The sequence below is a fragment of the Xenorhabdus doucetiae genome (assembly GCF_000968195.1).
In the GTDB taxonomy this organism is placed as follows: Bacteria; Pseudomonadota; Gammaproteobacteria; order Enterobacterales; family Enterobacteriaceae; genus Xenorhabdus; species Xenorhabdus doucetiae.
On sequence record NZ_FO704550.1, the window covers coordinates 1,193,360 to 1,212,293 of the forward strand.

Here is an 18,934-nt window from a genome sequence, read left to right on the forward strand (position 1 = left end):
TTTCATCTATCTGAAAAAATCTTCGTAAAAAATCTGATGCCTTAGGAGGTAGTATTATGCCTTTATTGGATAGTTTTACAGTTGACCATACTCGCATGGCTGCTCCTGCCGTTAGAGTTGCCAAAACGATGGAAACGCCTCATGGCGACACTATCACCGTATTTGATTTGCGTTTTTGTGTTCCTAATAAAGCAGTGATGCCAGAAAGAGGTGTTCACACACTTGAGCATTTGTTCGCGGGTTTTATCCGTAATCATTTGAATGGCAACGGTGTTGAAATCATTGATATCTCTCCAATGGGCTGTCGTACTGGTTTTTATATGAGCTTGATCGGTGCTCCAGAAGAATTGAGAGTGGCGGAAGCTTGGAAAGCGGCAATGGAAGACGTGCTAAAAGTTCAAGATCAGAACCAGATCCCGGAATTGAACATTTACCAGTGCGGCACATATGAAATGCACTCATTGAAAGAAGCTCAAGATATTGCTCAACGTATTCTTGATTCTGGTGTTCGTGTCAATTATAACGATGAATTAGCATTGCCTGAAGAAAAACTTGTAGAGTTACAGGTATAGGTTGCCTGTCAGGCGGAACTAACTTATATTTTGGGGCCGGCTTGTTTTGCTGGCCCTCTATTTATTATTAATGCCATATTTTAAAAAATATCCATGAGGAGTGAGGCGAGAGCATTCATTTGTCTTTTGAAATAACTTGAAGCTCTTCATGAATAGAGATATTCAACACACTCTTATATTTAGTATTTGTCTATTTCCATTCTCATTATGGGAAAATATGAAGAGGATTCATATTTTTTTATGCGATTTTTGGACTACCCCAGAATATGCAGGTAGTCGAATCTTGGATATTTTACTGGATAACCGTTGAATTATTTAACATATTTTATGTTTCGCTCTGTATTTTATTCATCGGTGTTACGCGAACCTGCTTAATAACATTATCGTTTACCGCAAGAACCTCAAATTTATATTCATTAATCTGCACTTGAGCGTTCAATTCAGGAATTTCACCGAGCTCTTCCAGAATCATTCCATTCATTGTTCTTGGACCATCTTTAGGAAGCGCCCAACCGAAAGCTTTATTTAATTCACGGATATTAGCTGTACCACCAACCAGAACGGTGCCATCACTTTGCGGAAGAACTTCTTCCGCCAGAGTTGGAGACATGGAGGTGGTAAAATCGCCGACAATTTCTTCTAAAATATCCTCAACAGTCACTAACCCTTGAATGTCGCCATATTCATCAACGATCAAACCTGCTTTTTGTTTATTGCGTTGAAAGTTAATAAGCTGAATATTCAATAGTGTACTCACTGGAATGAAGTAAATTTTATCTGCGGCTTTAATCAAATTTCTTTTGGTAAATTCTTTTTTCTCCATCATCAGTCGATAGGCTTCGCGTACTCGGAGCATACCGATAGCATCATCGAGGGAGTTTCGATATAACACAATGCGCCCATGTGGAGAGTGTGTCAGTTGCCTGATAACGGATTTCCAATCATCGTTGATATCAATACCAACAATTTCATTACGTGGGATCATAATGTCACCAACAGTGACTTTCTCGAGGTCTAATATAGAAATCAGCATGTCCTGATTGCGGCGTGATAGATTGCTGTTTGACTCATTGACAATTGTGCGTAGCTCGTCTTTGCTGACAGCATCATTGCGAATATCAGAGGTTTTGATACCTAAACAACGCATAAACAGTAAGCTGATCCTATTAAATGACCAAACAAGAGGCAGCATAATTTTTTCTAGTGGGCGTAGAAGAAAACTACTTGGGAATGCTACTCTTTCAGGGTAAAGCGCTGCGATGGTCTTGGGCATCACTTCAGAGAAAATAAGAATAACGAACGTGAGTACACCTGTGGCAATAGCAACACCGGCATCGCCATAGAGTCGCATACCAACAATAGTAGCAAGAGAGGACGCCAAAATATTGACCAGATTATTACCGATAAGGATCAGGCTAATCAGCCTGTCTGGATGACGCAGTAAAGATTCAACCCGGCGTGCGGAGTTGCTTCCTTGTTTAGCCAAATGACGCAAGCGGTATCGGTTGATTGTCATCATGCTAGTTTCTGAGGCAGAGAAATAGGCTGAAACAATAACCATGACAACAAGAATGATAATCAGTGTGCTTGTTGAGACATGCTCCAAAACAGAATTCCTTCCTAATATTTATACAAATCAGCAATGATAATTTAACCTTTTAATAAACCATCATTTCCTGTAATAGCCTGTTACCGAAAAAAGCCAGTGTCAGAATAAATGCGCCAATCAGATTGAACCAAATAACGCGCTTGCCACGCCACCCTTCATGATAATGTCCCCAAAGCAAAATAACATAAACAAACCATGCAATAATAGATAAAACAGATTTATGGATATTTTCTTTGCTGAAAGCATCATCCATGTACATAATGCCAGTGCATAGCGTCAATGTTAGTAGAATTACACCCACTTGGGTAATGTGAAACATTTTACGCTCAATTGTCATCAATGGGGGAATTCCAGAGGTAAATGTGAGTTTTTTCTTTTTAAGCCGATAGTCCAACCAGCCCAGTTGCAAAGCATAAAGCGCGGCAATGAGTAAAGTCGCATAGCCAAGTAATGCCAGCCCAATATGAATAAATAATTCGACACTATCTTCGAGATGAGTAATGAATTCTCCTGGCATCATGCTGGCCAATATCAAATTGATCATGGCGAAGCTGTAAACAATCGGCAGTAAAAACCATGCACGACCACGGAAAGCGACAACCGTCATGATGATGCACATAAGCCAACTGACAATTGAACCTAAATTTAATAACGTAAGATTTTGTCCACTACTGACGTGAAAAACTTGGTATTTCAATGCAATTGCGTGAGTGGCTAACGCTACAATTGCGAAAGAAAGTGCCAATTTTTGATAACTGTTTTGTTGGCGCAGTAAACCTGGCACGACGAGCGTCAGGCTAATGAGATAGGCAAATAAAGCAATAATTGAAAATATCAGCATAACGTTTATCGTTTTCGCAATTGAAATCTGTTAGGTATGGATTGAACCTGAAAATTAAGTATACCGCTAGCAGGAGTAGCCTCCAACCGTTGTTAATTATACTTGGGAATCTCTTTGCAGAGATCACAAGATCATCGTGCTATAATTCGCTAAATTTGCCTTACAGGTAGACCCACTTGTAGATATCTGAGCTGAGACAATGTTTGATAATTTAACTGACAGACTATCGCGCACATTGCGCAATATCAGCGGTCGCGGGCGGCTGACTGAAGATAATATTAAAGATACGCTGCGCGAAGTTCGTATGGCTTTGCTCGAAGCGGATGTTGCATTGCCTGTCGTGCGTGATTTTATTGCACGAGTCAAAGAGAGCGCAGTGGGGCATGAAGTTAACAAAAGCCTGACCCCCGGTCAGGAATTCGTCAAAATCGTTCAGAATGAATTGGTTAAGGCGATGGGGGAGGTCAATAGTGAATTAAACCTCTCCGCCCAGCCTCCCGCAGTGGTTCTGATGGCGGGCTTGCAAGGTGCAGGTAAAACAACCAGCGTGGCTAAATTAGGTAAGTTGCTGAAAGAGAAAAACAAGAAAAAAGTCTTGGTTGTTTCTGCTGACGTATACCGACCTGCAGCGATCAAACAGCTTGAAACCTTGTCTGAAACGGTTGGAATTGATTTTTTCCCGTCCGATCCACAGGAAAAACCCGTTGATATTGTCAATAAAGCGGTCCAACATGCTAAATTAAAATTCTATGATGTGCTGTTAGTCGATACAGCAGGTCGTCTGCATGTTGATGAAGCGATGATGGATGAAATCAAAGCGGTTCATGCAGCTATTAATCCTGTTGAAACCCTGTTTGTTGTTGATGCGATGACCGGCCAGGATGCGGCGAATACCGCAAAAGCATTCAACGAAGCGTTGCCATTAACTGGCGTTGTCCTGACCAAAGTCGATGGTGATGCGCGTGGTGGTGCCGCGCTTTCCATCCGCCATATCACGGGTAAACCCATCAAATTCCTTGGTGTTGGTGAAAAAACGGATGCGCTGGAACCTTTCTATCCTGATCGCATTGCATCGCGCATTTTGGACATGGGAGACATGCTTTCACTGATCGAAGAAATTGAAAGCAAAGTTGACCGTACCCAAGCGGAAAAGTTGGCGTCTAAACTGAAAAAAGGTGACGGTTTTGATTTAAGCGATTTTCTTGATCAGCTTAAACAGATGCGTAACATGGGCGGAATGGCCAGCATGTTAAGCAAGATGCCGGGAATGTCGCAGATCCCTGATGCGGTCAAATCCCAAATGGATGACAAAGTTCTGGTTAAAATGGAAGCCATCATTAATTCCATGACGCGCAAAGAGCGTGAAAAACCAGAAATCATCAAAGGTTCTCGTAAGCGCCGTATTGCGATGGGATCGGGAACACAGGTGCAGGATGTCAACCGTTTGCTGAAACAGTTTGATGAAATGCAGCGAATGATGAAAAAGATGAAAAAAGGGGGCTTGGCAAAAATGATGCGAGGCATGAAAGGCATGCTGCCACCCGGATTTATGGGGCGATAATCAACAAAGTTGCGAAAGAAAACGTTCTTTGGATTGCTTTTTACGCCAAAGTGAGTAAAATTTTCGGGCTTTTTAATGGACAGCCGGACTCCATTCCTCGATGGAGTCTGGTTGTTTTGCTAACTAATGAGGATGTTATGGTAACAATTCGTTTAGCTCGTGGCGGCGCAAAAAAGCGTCCGTTCTATCAAGTAGTCGTGACCGATAGCCGCAATGCGCGTGATGGTCGTTTTATTGAGCGTGTGGGTTTCTTCAACCCAATCGCTTCAGGAAATGCAGAAGCCCTGCGTTTAGATCTGGACCGTATCGAACACTGGGTTGGTCTGGGTGCATCTGTGTCTGATCGTGTTGCTGCACTGATCAAAGACGCTAAGAAAGCAGCTTAATCTGTCACGGTGGTAACAATGAGCAAACAATCTGGCCTTAAGCACCCGGTTGAGCCAATTGTGTTGGGAAAATTGGGGTCTGCGTATGGCATTCGTGGTTGGCTCAGAGTTTTTTCTTCCACCGAACACACCGAAGACATTTTTGAATATCAACCGTGGTTTATTCAACGCGCAGGCCAGTGGCAACATGTTGAACTGGAAGCGTGGAAACACCACAATCAGGATATTATTGTCAAAATCAAAGATATTGACGATCGGGATGCTGCGAATTTACTGACTAACTGTGAAGTTATGGTGGATTCCGGCCTATTACCAGACCTGGAAGAAGGTGATTATTATTGGAAAGACCTGATTGGTTGCCAAGTAATAAACACAACGGGTTATAACCTTGGCACCATCCATGACATGATGGAAACGGGTTCTAACGATGTGATGGTAATAAAAGCAAACCTGAAAGATGCATTCGGTATCAAGGAGCGGTTGGTTCCGTTTCTTGATGGGCAGGTTATCAAGAAAGTCGATCTCGCTACCAAAACCATTGAGGTAGATTGGGATCCTGGTTTTTAATCTCCGATAAAGACGGTTTAAATGAGTGGGACACAATATGTGGATTGGGGTTGTTAGCCTGTTTCCTGAAATGTTCCGCGCAATAACCGATTACGGGGTAACTGGTCGGGCTGTAAAAAATGGCCTGTTGAGTATCGAATGCTGGAGTCCACGGGATTTTACCCATGACCGGCATCGTACTGTTGATGACCGTCCTTATGGCGGTGGTCCAGGTATGCTGATGATGGTGCAACCATTGCGGGAAGCCATTCATGCAGCTAAAGTTTCGGCGGGTGATGGTGCAAAGGTGATTTATCTTTCACCTCAAGGGCGCAAACTCGATCAACAAGGAGTTTGTGAGCTGGCAGCAAATGAGAAATTAATTCTGGTTTGCGGTCGCTATGAAGGTATTGATGAGCGTGTCATCCAAACCGAAATTGACGAAGAATGGTCTATCGGTGATTACGTTCTCAGCGGGGGAGAGCTTCCTGCAATGACGATGATTGATTCGATATCACGGTTTATTCCGGGAGTATTGGGGCATCACGCATCGGCAGAAGAAGACTCATTCGCTGATGGATTGTTGGATTGCCCGCATTATACCCGTCCTGAAGTGTTGGATGGTATGGAAGTTCCCCCGGTTTTACTGTCGGGAAACCATGCTGAAATTGATCGCTGGCGAATGAAACAGTCGCTTGGCCGAACTTGGTTAAGAAGGCCCGAACTTCTAGAAAGCCTAGCTCTGACTGACGAGCAAAGGATGTTGCTATCTGAATTCCAACGGGAATATCAAGATCAGGCAACAAATTAATCCAGACATATCCGTGAAGGAATGTCGTTGATATATCAGTTTACCTAGGGTAAGAGAGTTATTATGAGCAACATTATTAAACAACTTGAACAAGAGCAGATGAAGCAAGACGTACCTTCATTCCGTCCGGGTGACACCGTGGAAGTTAAGGTATGGGTCGTTGAAGGTTCTAAAAAGCGTCTGCAGACATTCGAGGGCGTGGTTATTGCGATTCGTAACCGCGGTCTGCACTCTGCATTCACTGTTCGTAAGATTTCTAACGGCGAAGGCGTTGAGCGTGTATTCCAGACTCACTCCCCAGTCGTAGACAGCATCAACGTTAAACGTCGTGGTGCTGTTCGCAGAGCTAAACTGTACTACCTGCGTGAGCGTTCTGGTAAGGCTGCTCGTATTAAAGAGCGTCTGAACGCAAAATAATACGCTTTGCTACATCCGAAAGTTATCGAGGCCAGCACATGTGCTGGCCTTTTTATATTTTGATTTTTGAGCAGCGCCTCTCCATGCTAAAAGCAGCCTGAACCGCCTCGATTGAAGGAGAGGAGCTAATGGCAAGGGCGTTTAAGATTCGTTTAACAGATCCTGCTTACCCAAATCATTTCCCGAGTGTTTCACTTATGATCTGAATTTAGGATCTTTTAATAACTGGTTTAATTGGTATGAGAAATTCAATGTCTTAAATCTAAAATATCACTAAATTCCTTATTCAAAATTGACTTATAATTCGCTAATCGGTTATTAATTTTTTCTAGCTGTGCAGTGTGAGTTTCTAGCTCGTTATTTGATCTGTATAACATACTTAATACCTCGGAAGGTTTTGAACCACCATAGCCAGCGTATGAATTGACCATATAAATAGGATCTAAGTATTTAAAGAATTCTTTTTCACTCAAAGGAAATTTATGTTCGATCCCTAGTTCTTTTAAGCATACGTCTTTGTATAAACTGCAAACTTCGTTAAATGGTAATTCAGAAGGTTTAAAACGATTAGTACGGCCAAAAGTTACTAAAGATGAAGAAAAAGAGTGTGTGATTTTGAATGGAATATTTGTTTCCCTCTGAAGAGCACTGGCAAGCTCACTCGTCATAGAATAGTCTGCATTGACCTGATCTAATCCAGCCTCTTTATCAACCGTTAGGCCACGCAATATTTCATTTAATTCAATCAACATATTACATGCGCGTTCAAGCGTATCCGATGCTTCAGCACGCTTATAGTCTGTTAAGCCAGAATTAACGTTATGTGCTGCTAAACTAGTTCTTACCGCATCTCCAATGACTTCACTTGCAAGTAAGCGTGCTCTGTTTAAAGCAACTGGATTACGTTTTTGAGGCATTAATGTACTTGGACTCTTTAAAGAACTACTAGAAAGTAGCATCCAAGGTCGGATATGATGGAAATTAATGTGTAGATCCTGGATAAATGTTCCAACAGATAAAGCTAAAATGGAAGCTATCGAACTTGTTTCAGCGCCACTATCTATTCCCGATAATTGTACGGCATCAAATGCATTATCTATACAGCTATCAAATCCAAGTAATGATGCTAATTTTTTCCTGTTTATAGAAAAACTAGATGTAGCTAATGCAGCACCACCTAATGGTGAACAGTTTAATCTAGGGAAAAAATCAACAATTCTCTTCGTGGTTCTTGCAATTGAGTTCTCATAGCCCACAAAAAGATGCCCAAGTGTTACAGGTTGAGCTTGAACACCATTAGTATATGAAGGCACAATGGTATCTACATGCTTCTTTGCAATGCCTAAAAATAAACTTCTGGTTTCTAGCGTTAGTTTAAATAATTCTAAGATTCTATCGCGAATCAATAAACGATATACTGTTGCAAGTAAATCTTGCCGACTTCGTCCAACATGTATCATTGATCCTTTTGGACCCGTTAATTTTAATAGCATTGGTTGGATATCTAGGTAATCTGTGGGTCTAATTTCACTTGTAGCTAATTGTTCAATAGCCTTAGAAACCTTTATTGCAATTTCTTTTGTAATAATATTTTCTTTATAAGTCATCACTGTAGAGGCTTTTTCAATTTGATTGATCCAATAAAAAGTATCATTTTTAAACATTTGCTTTTTTTTCCTCTTTCCATCCAAAGGTAGATAAAACTAAACTTAAAATGATTAATCCAATCAATAGGTAAATGCATGAATTCCATCCTGAATATTCATAAATTTTTGCTGGAATAATTCCACCAAAGCAACCACCCATGTAATAGAAAAATAAATACAAGCCAACTGCTGAAGATTTAAATACCTTACAGTATTTAGCAATAAAACTTGTCCCGCAAGACTGACCAAAAAACACAGATATACAAGACAAAGATAACCCTGTAATAACAGCTATCGTATTAGGTAACAAGGTTAAAATAAGACCTGAAACACCTAATAGACAAGTTATGGTAAAAGCCCATATATAACCTAATTTATTAATAAATGTACTCATGATAGGTGTTATTATGGATGGGATTAGAAAAACAATAAAAATAAATCCTGTTTCAAGTAATGATAAATTGAATGGAGGTTTTGCTAGAAGCAAACTTCCGAATGTAAAGGAAGAGACTTGCTGAAATAATAAAACAAAAGCAATAAAACATGTGATTAAAATTTTTTTATCTTTTACATACACAAGTAAACCATTTACGATCTCTTTTGAGGTGCTTATACGGACAAAATTTCTTTCCTTTGGTAGAAACTTGGCAACTACTATAAGGATTATAAATAAAATAGCAGCGAGAGCCACAAATGTTGATTGCCAACTTCCATATAAATCAGAAGTAACTCCAGAGAAGAATCGACCTGAAAAGCCACCAAAGGCTGTTCCAGCAACATAAATACTATTCAGTTTAGTGGACTCATTACCTTCCCATTGCTCAGCAATATACGCAATCGTACTAGAAAAAATGAAAGGTATAGTCAAACCTTGTAAAAATCTAAAAACTAAAAGAGAAGTAAAATTCCAAGCAAAAATAGCTATTAGTGTGATTAAAAACAATAGCGTAATAGCTGTAACTATTACACGTTTACGGCCAAAATAATCAGAAGTTAAGCCAGAAAATGGGGCAACTACAGCCACTCCCAAAGTTGTAGCACTAATTGTTAGAGCCGTTTTTGCCATACTGACATTTGCCCAAAGCGCTATATTCCCCAGGACGGGTTGTGTTGAATAAAGGCAAATTAATGCACATGAACCCAACAGAAATACAGCGATGTTGTTTTTAAAATTTATCATCAATGATTCTTATCTGTTTTGTTGTAGTAACCATGTTAGGTGAGTACGTACAGTCTGCCATTCACCATTTATGATGCTGTAATAACATGTATCACGAATAGTTCCATCTGGCAAAATCATATGATTACGCCATACACCTTCAAGTTTGGCACCAATTCGTTCAATCGCTTTACGGCTTTTAAAATTAAAATAATGAGTTCTAAATCCAACTGCAATGACATTCATATTTTCAAAAGCATTTTGTAAAAGTAAAAATTTGGCTTCAGTATTTACATTTGAACGCTGAACACTTTTTCGATACCAAGTATAGCCTATCTCAACACGCTTATTATCTAAATCCAGCGTCTGATAGGTAGTCATACCTAGAATTTTTCCTGCTTTACTTAGCACAGTAAAAGGCATCATTTGTTTTTTATCAGCGAGATCTAAACGTCTATTTATCTCATCAAACATATCTTCAGGCGATGGTACACGAGCATACCATAGATTAGAAATATCACCATCTTGAACCGCCTCTACTAACCCTTTATGATGGGATATATTTAAAGGAATTAAATCAATAAGTTCTCCTTTTAAGGTATAACCAAAACTCCATCCATCATGAGTAAAATTAACAGATTTATTCATTGTAAAAGATCTCTTTTAGTTGTTAATGATAACAGTAGGCTGTAAGCCATTTTTCTCGTTTAAGAAGCGCGTTGCGAAAATTTTTCCGCATCTCTCTCCGTGTGAATAAATTAAATCAATGGCAGATACAAATAAGAATTTACCTCGAATAAGTTCACCTAAAGCAAATATATTTTGATTAACATCACAATTAGCATTAATTACGTTATAATTTTCAGTGACTTCAATTCCTCCAAACTCGTTATTAGAAATTAAATTCTGCTTGATTAATTTTTTAATTAAAAGTGAGTCTGATTCAGCAAGATTTGCTGGGCTACCAGTACAAAAAACAACTTTATCTATTTGAATTGGCTTATTAATTGATTCCGCTTTGAAAGTTATGGCTGATTTATTTTCTTCTAATTCATATTGACCTGATGTATATGTAAGGCCACCATCACTTAAATAATTTAATATTTTTTCGGCATTTTTACGTGGTATAGATACGCGTATTCCCATAAATTTATTGAAATGATTATGAAGGAAGTTTTTCTTATCTGATTTAGATAATTTATTCCATACTTTAGATAATGAACGATTAGTATCATATAAAATAGCTTGCCAAGGTCGATCTTTCTTAGATGCAATTAATTCATTCTTAATGAACTCTTGTAAGTTAACTATAGGGAATTTATTGTATATTTCTATAATATCTTCAAATTCAAATGCATTTTGTTCAAAATAAGCGCCCAGCTCTTTATGATATAAATTTATAATATCTTGTGTTGTTAGAACATTCTGAAAATTCTTGGAAATATAATCCTTACATAAATATTTATTTGTGTAAGTTTGTTGTTGCCCACGTACTGTAGGGAAAGTTCCGGCAATACAATGCATATAGATTTGACCTTGGTGGCCTGCTTCTTTTAATGCAATAATACTATCAATAGCGCTTAAACGGGAACCCATTATAAGAACCTTTTCATTTTTCTTAATACGAAATGGTAGACAATTTGTTTTATATGGGGTGGTAATGAAATTTGAATTGTTATTGTACTTATCAAAGCATCTATTAGAAGTCCCAGTAGCCAATATTACATTATGAACCTTGAAGCTAAAACCATTTTCAGTTTCAACCAAATAATTATAATTGTTGTTATCATGGGGTTTAATGTGATTAGCTTTATTGAAATAGGGGTGGATTTTTAAATTTTTTGAAGATAATTCAAAAAGTTCATTCCATTTGCTGACTAAATACTTCCCAAAAATGGAACGGGGAAGAAAAGAATCTTTGTTAATTTCATTTAAATCTAGCTTGTATTCCCTTTGAATTTGATCTTTATTTTCTGTTAACCAATGATAAAAATCACCTTTTTTGCTACTATCATAGGTTAAATATCTTGCTTTAGTATTAAGTATATTGCTCTCTGAATCAATAGAATAGGCCATTCCTCTACCAAATGATTCCTTATCGTCAAAAACTATAATTTCAAGTTTTGTTTTATTGAATTGTAAATTTTTTGTCAGAGAGTTTACAAATGATAGGCTTGAAAGCCCTGATCCTATTATTCCTATAGTCATTGTATTCATATTTATCTCTTAGCGAATTCAAGTCTGAAGTGAAATGCCAGGGTGCATTGTTTTTAACTTGCTGAAAAATTAAAGTTTTTCTAAATTACAAATGTTTTCTTGTCCTGCTACTTATAGAGTCTTATTGTGAAATTTTTATATCATATTTATTCTTGATAATTAAAAGCCATATGCCAATAAACTTGAAGATGCATGATAGGATAAAACTCATGTTGTTGATTTTAAATTGTTAATTTAAAAATAAAACCAGCACCTTGAAGTTAAATGAATATAGTATGCATCTATTCTATTTTTTTTTATTTAAAATAAATTAACTTATTATAAGTAACAAGTTTTTTTTCATAAAAACATGAGTAAAATCACAATAACTCTACACTAAGTTAAGATATTTATTAATAAAATTAGTAAGTTAATTAAGGTTAATAGAATATTTATACTGAAAATAAAATTATAAGTTATATTCAACATGAAATAATAACCAAAGTAATTAAATTTAATTATTTTATTTTCATATGATACAAAAACAGAAGTGATGATTGGAAGAATTGAAGTGAGAACAATGATGTAGTAGAGGAATCATGTGTAACGTTAACTTTACATCAATGTGGTGATATTTACATATTTGGATTGTATTCTTTACGACTCATGGTATGTTATCCATCAGACACTTAAAAAAACATTAAACAGACAAAACCCCAAGCAAGGCAGGTAGAAATGATCATGCAAAAAGACGCTCTTAATAACGTTCATATCCTTGGTGAACAGGTGCTCATCACTCCCGAAGAGTTGAAACAGAAATACCCATTGGGTAGCAATGATCTACATGCCATCACAAACGCGCGTAATACTATTGCTGACATTATTCAGCATCGTGATCCTCGTTTATTAGTGGTATGTGGTCCATGTTCAATTCATGATGTGGATGCTGCCTTGGATTATGCCCGCCGTTTGAAAGCACTTTCTGCTGAATTGAGTGATTGTCTGTATATTGTTATGCGTGTCTATTTTGAAAAACCCCGTACCACAGTGGGTTGGAAAGGTTTAATTAGTGATCCCTATATGGATGGTTCATTTGATATGGACGCGGGGTTGCATATTGCCCGTCGCCTGCTGTTGAATTTGGTAGAAATGGGATTGCCATTGGCGAATGAAGCCCTTGATCCGAATAATCCCCAATATTTGGGAGACTTATTTAGCTGGTCAGCCATTGGCGCCAGAACGACTGAATCTCAAACTCATCGCGAAATGGCATCAGGATTGTCTGTGCCAGTTGGATTTAAAAATGGCACTGATGGTAATTTGAATACTGCAATTAATGCCATGAAAGCAGCAGCAATGCCTCATCGCTTTATGGGGATAAATCAGTCAGGCCAAGTTTGTTTGCTACAAACTCAGGGTAATCCGAATGGACATGTGATATTGCGTGGCGGCGCAGTACCGAATTACAGTGCAGAACATGTCGCTGATTGCGAATGCCAAATGATGAAAGCAGGGCTGACACCATCTCTGATGATTGATTGTAGCCACGGTAATTCCAATAAAGATTTTCGTCGTCAGAGTATTGTTGTGGATTCTATTGCTGAACAAATTATGTGCGGAAATCAATCTGTCATTGGTATTATGTTGGAAAGCCATATCAATGAGGGAAATCAATCCTCCGAACAGCCTCGTGCTCAGATGAAATATGGTGTTTCGGTAACCGACGCCTGTATTAGCTGGCAGACTACGGAGCAAGTATTGAGAAAACTGCATCAGCAAATCGCTCCGCATTTGCCTAACCGAAATATGACGATGGAAAAAGCAGGGTAATCAATATGACAGCAGAATTGTCACCGTTGAGGGCTGAAATTGATGAGGTAGATAAGACCTTATTATCTTTGCTGGCAAAAAGAATGCATTTAGTGGCACAAGTTGGTGAAGTTAAAAGCCAGCTTGGTTTACCGATTTATGCACCCGACAGGGAGGCAACAATGTTGGCCTCCCGCCGCCAGGAGGCGGAAAATATAGGCGTTCCGCCTGATTTAATTGAAGATATCTTGCGCCGAATTATGCGAGAGTCTTATGTCAGCGAAAACAACAAAGGCTTTAAAAAGCTCGGTACTCATTTGGGGCCTGTAGTCATCGTAGGTGGGGCAGGCAAAATGGGGAGATTATTCGGTCGATTGTTGACGCTGTCAGGCTATGAAGTCAAGGTACTTGAAGCTGGCGATTGGGAGAATGCCGAACAGATATTAGCCGGAGCGGGAATGGTGATCGTCAGTGTTCCCATTCATTTGACAGAGGAGATTATCCGTCGATTACCTCCTTTGCCGGAACAATGTATTTTAGTTGATTTAGCTTCAATCAAACAAAAGCCGTTAAATGCAATGCTTGAAGTCCATCCGGGGCCTGTTTTAGGGTTACATCCTATGTTTGGGCCAGATGTAGGCAGCTTTGCTAAACAGGTCGTTGTCTATTGCGATGGGCGTTTTCCTGAGACATATCAATGGTTTTTGGAGCAGATAATGGTATGGGGAGCGAGACTGCATCAAATCAACGCGGAAGAGCATGATAAAAATATGAGCTTCATTCAGGCGTTGCGTCATTTCACTACCTTCTCTTACGGGCGGCACCTTGCAAATGAAGGTATCGACTTGCAGCAATTGCTTGCATTATCTTCACCGATATACCGGTTAGAGTTGGCGATGGTAGGACGATTATTCGCACAAGATCCTCAACTATATGCTGATATTATTATGTCTGGCCCTGAAAATATTGAACTTATCCGTCGGTATTACCAGAGTTTCGGGCAGGCTCTGGAAATATTGGAACATCAAGATAAATCAGCTTTTATCGAGAGCTTTAACCAAGTGAGTGATTGGTTTGGTGATGAAGCCGCTAGATTTATGAAAGAAAGCCGAGTGCTTTTGCAGCAGGCGAATGACAACCGAGTGTAATATTTTGAAGTAATTACGAAATGTTAAAACCGGATGGAAACATCCGGTTTTGGTTTTTTACTTTAGGCGGGATCGATAGGAATGACATTTTCTGATGGGTAAGATCCTAACACTTTCAGAAAGCAAGTCATTTCCGTGAGTTCCTTTAATGCCTGTTGCATTTTTATGGAGCGCAGATTGGCTTGCACATCAATATAAAACATTTCTTCCCACGGTTTGCCATTTATTGGGCGAGATTCCAATTTACTCATGGGGATATCATGTTTCTTTAAGATAATGAGTACATCAACCAGCGCTCCAGCTTGCTGCCCGGTTGACATGATGAAAGTAGTTTTGGCCGGAACCTGATCGGAGACTTCAATCGGTTTGCGGGAAACAACAATAAAGCGAGTGCTGTTCTCTTGCTGATTTGCCAGGTTGTTTTCTAAAACATGCAATCCATAGAGCATGCCACCAGCTTCACTTCCTAATGCAGCTATTTCTGGTGAGTTGAGTTCAGCCACTTTTTGCATGGCAGCAGCCGTGCTTTCACAGTAGATAATATTCCAGTCAGGATATTTATTGAGATATTGGCTACATTGTTGAAAAGGTTGGGAATGGCTATAGACGGTTTTTATCCTTGAGATATCCGTTTGCCCGGCAATCAATACACAGTGGTTGATTGGCAGGGTTATCTCGCCAACGAGGGATAAAGGGGTATGTTGCAATAAATCATAAACTTCATTGATTGCCCCTGAGCTGGTATTTTCCAGTGGCAGGATGCCATAATCGGCCTGACCAATCTCAACCAAGGAAAAAATATCTGAGAATTTATGACAACTGCATTCAACCAACTGATTAAAGTGGCGGGCAGCAAATTGTCGCGCTGCAATATGAGAATATGACCCTTTTGGCCCTAGAAAAGTAATACGGGCAGAATCGTAAGGTGTTTGATTCAGATGTTGCTGCAATAAAGCCTGTTGAGTCAGAACAGAATCCTCAATGATCATCTGAAATAATCGTGTAATGTAAAATCCATCTAATCCACGAGTTTTACCTTTATCAATCAATACGTTCAATAACTCTCGTTCACGATTTTTATCTCGGATAGGGCGATGATCGAGCAGTTTTGTCTGGGCGATGTTACTGGCTAATTGTCGGCGCTTAGCAAGCAGATCCAGCAAATTCGCATCAATATGACTAATTTCTTCTCGTAAACTAACTAAATCTCGTTCCATAATATGTTCCTGACATTTTTATTCTGAGCATAGTCTGTGCATTGTGGATATGTTTATGATCAATAAAACAAAAAAACCTCCCGGTTGATGGAAGGTTTTTATTCGTCTTCATAAATTTTCTTTGAAACGAACCAACCTCCTTATGAGAAGGTGAAAAAAAAGAAAAATAGGAAAGACGGTTTAATAATCATTTAGCCTGTTAGCACGTTACTTTATGGTTTCAATACTCTATTTTAATTAACCTATTTAGCATGAAGTGTCAACAAAAGGCTTTTTTAGCCGAAATAGAGAAAACAAGGCTGGATGGTTAAGCAATAGTGAAACGCGCTCGTAGAGCGCGTTAGGAAAGAATAAACAATATTTATACTTCTAAGTTAAGATTGGACTCTTTAACACTATTATCTGCACGACGAGCTTCTGCTTTGTGCTGTACTTTATTGAGTTGGCGCTCTAATTTCGTCAGAAGTTCATTGATCGCAGCGTACATATCTTCATGCTTAGCACTCGCCACTAATGTGCCATTTGGTGTACCAATTGTGGCATCAACCAAGAATCCTTGCGGTTCTTTTGATAGTACGATATGTGGACTGATTAGATTGACTTGCCATTTGCCCAACTTATTTAGACGGTCTTCCACATGGCTACGAATTGCGGGGGTAATTTCCATTTGTTTGCTGGTAATATTTACTAACATATCGTTACCTCTTTAAATGTTGCTCCGTCTTCAATGTGTCCAGCATAACGCTATTTTGCGTAAAAAGAATGATCTAGATCACCTTTATTCAGCGATTTCGCAAGCGAGTGACAGAATTGTGATAGCCAGGGAAGATATGAAGAATATTTGTTGCGGAGAAGAGTATTATGCGTCATTATCGGTCAGTTATGGGATTATAAATTATGTTATAGTTCCAAAATATGTATTATTTTCAGAGTGAAAATAATACAGGTATAACCAAATATCACTCAAATGTACTAATGTGTTCAATTTCTCGGCTAAACAGAACAAAAAGACAAGTCTGACAAAAATTACATCCCTGCAATAGTATTCCTGACAACTCATTGCCTACTGTGTTGTAGATTGCAAGATATAGAGAACAATAGATAAAAAAACAGTAGCCGGTTAGCTACTGTTTTTGATCACTTGTTCAATTCTCTGATGAGATTAGATTTATGCAGGGTTAGCAGCAATCAACTGTGCCACCTTATTGGCTTCAGCGGTCAGCCCTAATTTCTTATAAGCTGATTCCATATAAGGAAGCGCCTCCTGAGTAGCATTAGTATCAGGATAGTCCCGTAACATCTGTTCTACGCGATTAACAACCGCTACGTAAGCACTGCGTTTAGTGTAATATTGCACCACGGCAAGCTCATATTTAGATAAGCGTTCTTTAAGAAATATTAATCGTTTAGTCGCATCGGTCGAATACTGACTGTTTGGATAGTAACGCACCAGTTGGCTGAAATCACGGAATGCGGCACGGGCATGTTCAGGATCACGATTTGATCGGTCAATGCCAAAAAAGCCTTGTAATGGGCTGTCATCCAAAGCCTGCGAGATCAATCCACGCATGTATAGTACATAGTCAACATTAGGGTGGGTTGGATTCAGGCGCATGAAACGGTCAATGGATGCGAGAGCCAGTGGGTATTCCGCTGATTTGTAATAGGCATAGATCAAATCAAGCTGGACTTGCTGGGAGTACGGTCCAAAAGGATAGCGGTTATCAAGAGATTCCAATTGCTTGATAGCCAATTTATAGTTACCTTCTTGCAGTTTTTCCTGCCCAATTGCATAAATTTGAGATGGCGGGATATCAGGGACCGCATCCTTATTGCTGGAGCATCCAGATAGAACCAGGCTCAATGTGGTCACTGCCACCAGATATTTCATGCGAATCATCACGTGTTGATTATCCTCTGAGTGTTTTCTGGGAGACTGTCCGTGAAGCTCCCGGCAAAATATGGGGTTACAATAGCACATTATTTTAAATGAAACGGCCTCGCCGTCAAAACTCAACGTAAAATATAGAAGTTATATATGGCACAAAAAATCCGACTTAATGCAATAGTCGCTGAATCTCAGCTTGGTCAACGTTTAGATCAGGCTTTGGCTGAATTGTTCCCTGATTACTCAAGGTCACGTATAAAAGAGTGGATCTTGGATAATAAAGTTCAAGTGAATGGCAAATTAATTAGCAAGCCAAAAGAAAAAGTCCTGGGCGGTGAAGAAATTTTCATCGATGCTATCATTGAAGAGGATGTCCGTTGGGAGCCTCAGGATATCGAACTGAATGTTGTCTATGAAGATGACGATATTTTGGTCATCAATAAACCACGTGATTTGGTCGTTCATCCGGGAGCAGGTAATCCTGACGGCACGGTATTGAACGCCTTGCTATATCGTTATCCTGAAATCGCAGATGTTCCCCGCGCAGGTATTGTTCATCGCCTTGACAAAGATACGACAGGGTTAATGGTTGTGGCAAAAAACGTTCCGGCACAGACCCGTTTGGTGGAATCTTTGCAATTACGTGAAATAACCCGTGAATACGAGGCTGTTGCGTTGGGATGTATGACGGCGGGAGGAATGGTAGAAGAGCCCATTTCCCGTCACCCGACAAAACGGACACACATGGCGGTGCATCCTATGGGGAAACCTGCTGTTACCCATTATCGCGTTATGGAGCATTTCCGGGCGCATACTCGTCTGCGTCTGCGTTTGGAGACGGGCAGAACACACCAAATTCGTGTGCACATGGCACATATAAAACACCCGTTGGTGGGAGATCCTTTGTATGGTGGGCGGCCTCGTCCTTTAAAAGGCGCCTCTGATGAATTTCGCGAAGTGATGCGCAATTTTGATCGCCAGGCATTGCATGCAACCATGTTACGTCTTTACCATCCGATTACGGGAATTGAGATGGAATGGCATGCTCCATTACCGGATGACATGGTTAAATTGATTGAAGTGATGAAAGCGGATGCCGAAACTTTCAAAGATGAGATGGATTGGTAG

General features: G+C 39.4%; 18 protein-coding genes. 9 read left to right on the forward strand and 9 right to left on the reverse strand.

Features of this window, described 5'->3' with window-relative positions; all coding sequences use genetic code 11:
- The first annotated feature begins 56 nt into the window (after nucleotides 1-56).
- Nucleotides 57-572, forward strand: a complete 516-nt coding sequence (luxS, locus tag XDD1_RS05600) for an S-ribosylhomocysteine lyase (protein WP_045969438.1) — start codon at nucleotides 57-59, stop codon at nucleotides 570-572.
- A gap of 325 nt (nucleotides 573-897) precedes the next feature.
- Here the strand turns inward: luxS and XDD1_RS05605 are convergent, their stop codons facing one another.
- Nucleotides 898-2,178 carry an HlyC/CorC family transporter gene (locus XDD1_RS05605; RefSeq protein ID WP_045969440.1) on the reverse strand — a complete coding sequence of 427 codons (1,281 nt, stop codon included), beginning with the start codon at nucleotides 2,176-2,178 and terminating at the stop codon, nucleotides 898-900.
- A gap of 52 nt (nucleotides 2,179-2,230) precedes the next feature.
- Nucleotides 2,231-3,022 carry a cytochrome C assembly family protein gene (locus XDD1_RS05610; protein WP_045969442.1) on the reverse strand — a complete coding sequence of 264 codons (792 nt, stop codon included), beginning with the start codon at nucleotides 3,020-3,022 and terminating at the stop codon, nucleotides 2,231-2,233.
- A 199-nt stretch (nucleotides 3,023-3,221) separates the two neighbouring features.
- Between XDD1_RS05610 and ffh the strand changes: the two genes are divergently transcribed.
- From ffh to rplS, 5 genes are all read left to right on the forward strand, one after another.
- Complete coding sequence (ffh, locus tag XDD1_RS05615) at nucleotides 3,222-4,583, forward strand: signal recognition particle protein (protein WP_045969444.1); 1,362 nt, start codon at nucleotides 3,222-3,224, stop codon at nucleotides 4,581-4,583.
- A gap of 137 nt (nucleotides 4,584-4,720) precedes the next feature.
- Nucleotides 4,721-4,969: a 30S ribosomal protein S16 gene (gene rpsP, locus XDD1_RS05620; protein ID WP_010845359.1), complete on the forward strand. Its 249-nt coding sequence runs from the start codon at nucleotides 4,721-4,723 to the stop codon at nucleotides 4,967-4,969.
- Nucleotides 4,970-4,987: 18 nt separating this feature from the next.
- Nucleotides 4,988-5,536, forward strand: a complete 549-nt coding sequence (gene rimM, locus XDD1_RS05625; protein ID WP_045969447.1) for a ribosome maturation factor RimM — start codon at nucleotides 4,988-4,990, stop codon at nucleotides 5,534-5,536.
- A 37-nt stretch (nucleotides 5,537-5,573) separates the two neighbouring features.
- Nucleotides 5,574-6,326, forward strand: coding sequence for a tRNA (guanosine(37)-N1)-methyltransferase TrmD (trmD, locus tag XDD1_RS05630; protein WP_045969448.1), 753 nt, complete (start codon nucleotides 5,574-5,576; stop codon nucleotides 6,324-6,326).
- 63 nt (nucleotides 6,327-6,389) lie between these two features.
- Nucleotides 6,390-6,743, forward strand: a complete 354-nt coding sequence (gene rplS, locus XDD1_RS05635) for a 50S ribosomal protein L19 (protein WP_010845356.1) — start codon at nucleotides 6,390-6,392, stop codon at nucleotides 6,741-6,743.
- A 248-nt stretch (nucleotides 6,744-6,991) separates the two neighbouring features.
- Here rplS and XDD1_RS05640 read toward each other — a convergent pair whose 3' ends face one another.
- Genes XDD1_RS05640 through XDD1_RS05655 form a run of 4 tightly spaced genes read right to left on the reverse strand, consistent with a single transcriptional unit; the run spans nucleotide 6,992 to nucleotide 11,765 of the window.
- Nucleotides 6,992-8,407, reverse strand: coding sequence for a lyase family protein (locus tag XDD1_RS05640; RefSeq protein ID WP_045969450.1), 1,416 nt, complete (start codon nucleotides 8,405-8,407; stop codon nucleotides 6,992-6,994).
- Nucleotides 8,400-9,569 carry an MFS transporter gene (locus XDD1_RS05645; RefSeq protein ID WP_045969452.1) on the reverse strand — a complete coding sequence of 390 codons (1,170 nt, stop codon included), beginning with the start codon at nucleotides 9,567-9,569 and terminating at the stop codon, nucleotides 8,400-8,402. Before XDD1_RS05645 ends, XDD1_RS05640 begins: the two co-directional genes overlap by 8 nt.
- A 9-nt stretch (nucleotides 9,570-9,578) precedes the next feature.
- The gene (locus XDD1_RS05650) at nucleotides 9,579-10,196 is read right to left on the reverse strand and encodes a GNAT family N-acetyltransferase (protein ID WP_045969454.1); all 618 of its coding nucleotides are present in this window, start codon (nucleotides 10,194-10,196) and stop codon (nucleotides 9,579-9,581) included.
- A 15-nt stretch (nucleotides 10,197-10,211) separates the two neighbouring features.
- Nucleotides 10,212-11,765, reverse strand: a complete 1,554-nt coding sequence (locus tag XDD1_RS05655) for an FAD/NAD(P)-binding protein (RefSeq protein WP_045969456.1) — start codon at nucleotides 11,763-11,765, stop codon at nucleotides 10,212-10,214.
- 714 nt (nucleotides 11,766-12,479) lie between these two features.
- On the opposite strand from XDD1_RS05655, the gene XDD1_RS05660 reads away from it, so the two are divergent.
- Nucleotides 12,480-13,574, forward strand: coding sequence for a 3-deoxy-7-phosphoheptulonate synthase (locus XDD1_RS05660; RefSeq protein WP_045969458.1), 1,095 nt, complete (start codon nucleotides 12,480-12,482; stop codon nucleotides 13,572-13,574).
- Nucleotides 13,575-13,579: 5 nt separating this feature from the next.
- Nucleotides 13,580-14,701: a bifunctional chorismate mutase/prephenate dehydrogenase gene (tyrA, locus tag XDD1_RS05665; protein WP_045969460.1), complete on the forward strand. Its 1,122-nt coding sequence runs from the start codon at nucleotides 13,580-13,582 to the stop codon at nucleotides 14,699-14,701.
- A gap of 62 nt (nucleotides 14,702-14,763) precedes the next feature.
- On the opposite strand, the gene pheA is transcribed toward tyrA, so the two are convergent.
- From pheA to bamD, 3 genes are all read right to left on the reverse strand, one after another.
- Nucleotides 14,764-15,918, reverse strand: a complete 1,155-nt coding sequence (gene pheA / locus XDD1_RS05670) for a bifunctional chorismate mutase/prephenate dehydratase (protein WP_045969462.1) — start codon at nucleotides 15,916-15,918, stop codon at nucleotides 14,764-14,766.
- A 361-nt stretch (nucleotides 15,919-16,279) separates the two neighbouring features.
- On the reverse strand, nucleotides 16,280-16,612 hold the full coding sequence (raiA, locus tag XDD1_RS05675; protein ID WP_045969464.1) for a ribosome-associated translation inhibitor RaiA: 333 nt from the start codon (nucleotides 16,610-16,612) through the stop codon (nucleotides 16,280-16,282).
- Between the two features lie 474 nt (nucleotides 16,613-17,086).
- Complete coding sequence (gene bamD / locus XDD1_RS05680; RefSeq protein WP_197541018.1) at nucleotides 17,087-17,809, reverse strand: outer membrane protein assembly factor BamD; 723 nt, start codon at nucleotides 17,807-17,809, stop codon at nucleotides 17,087-17,089.
- Between the two features lie 147 nt (nucleotides 17,810-17,956).
- Between bamD and rluD the strand changes: the two genes are divergently transcribed.
- Nucleotides 17,957-18,934 (forward strand): 23S rRNA pseudouridine(1911/1915/1917) synthase RluD, encoded by a 978-nt coding sequence (gene rluD / locus XDD1_RS05685; RefSeq protein WP_045969469.1) that lies wholly within the window; start codon nucleotides 17,957-17,959, stop codon nucleotides 18,932-18,934.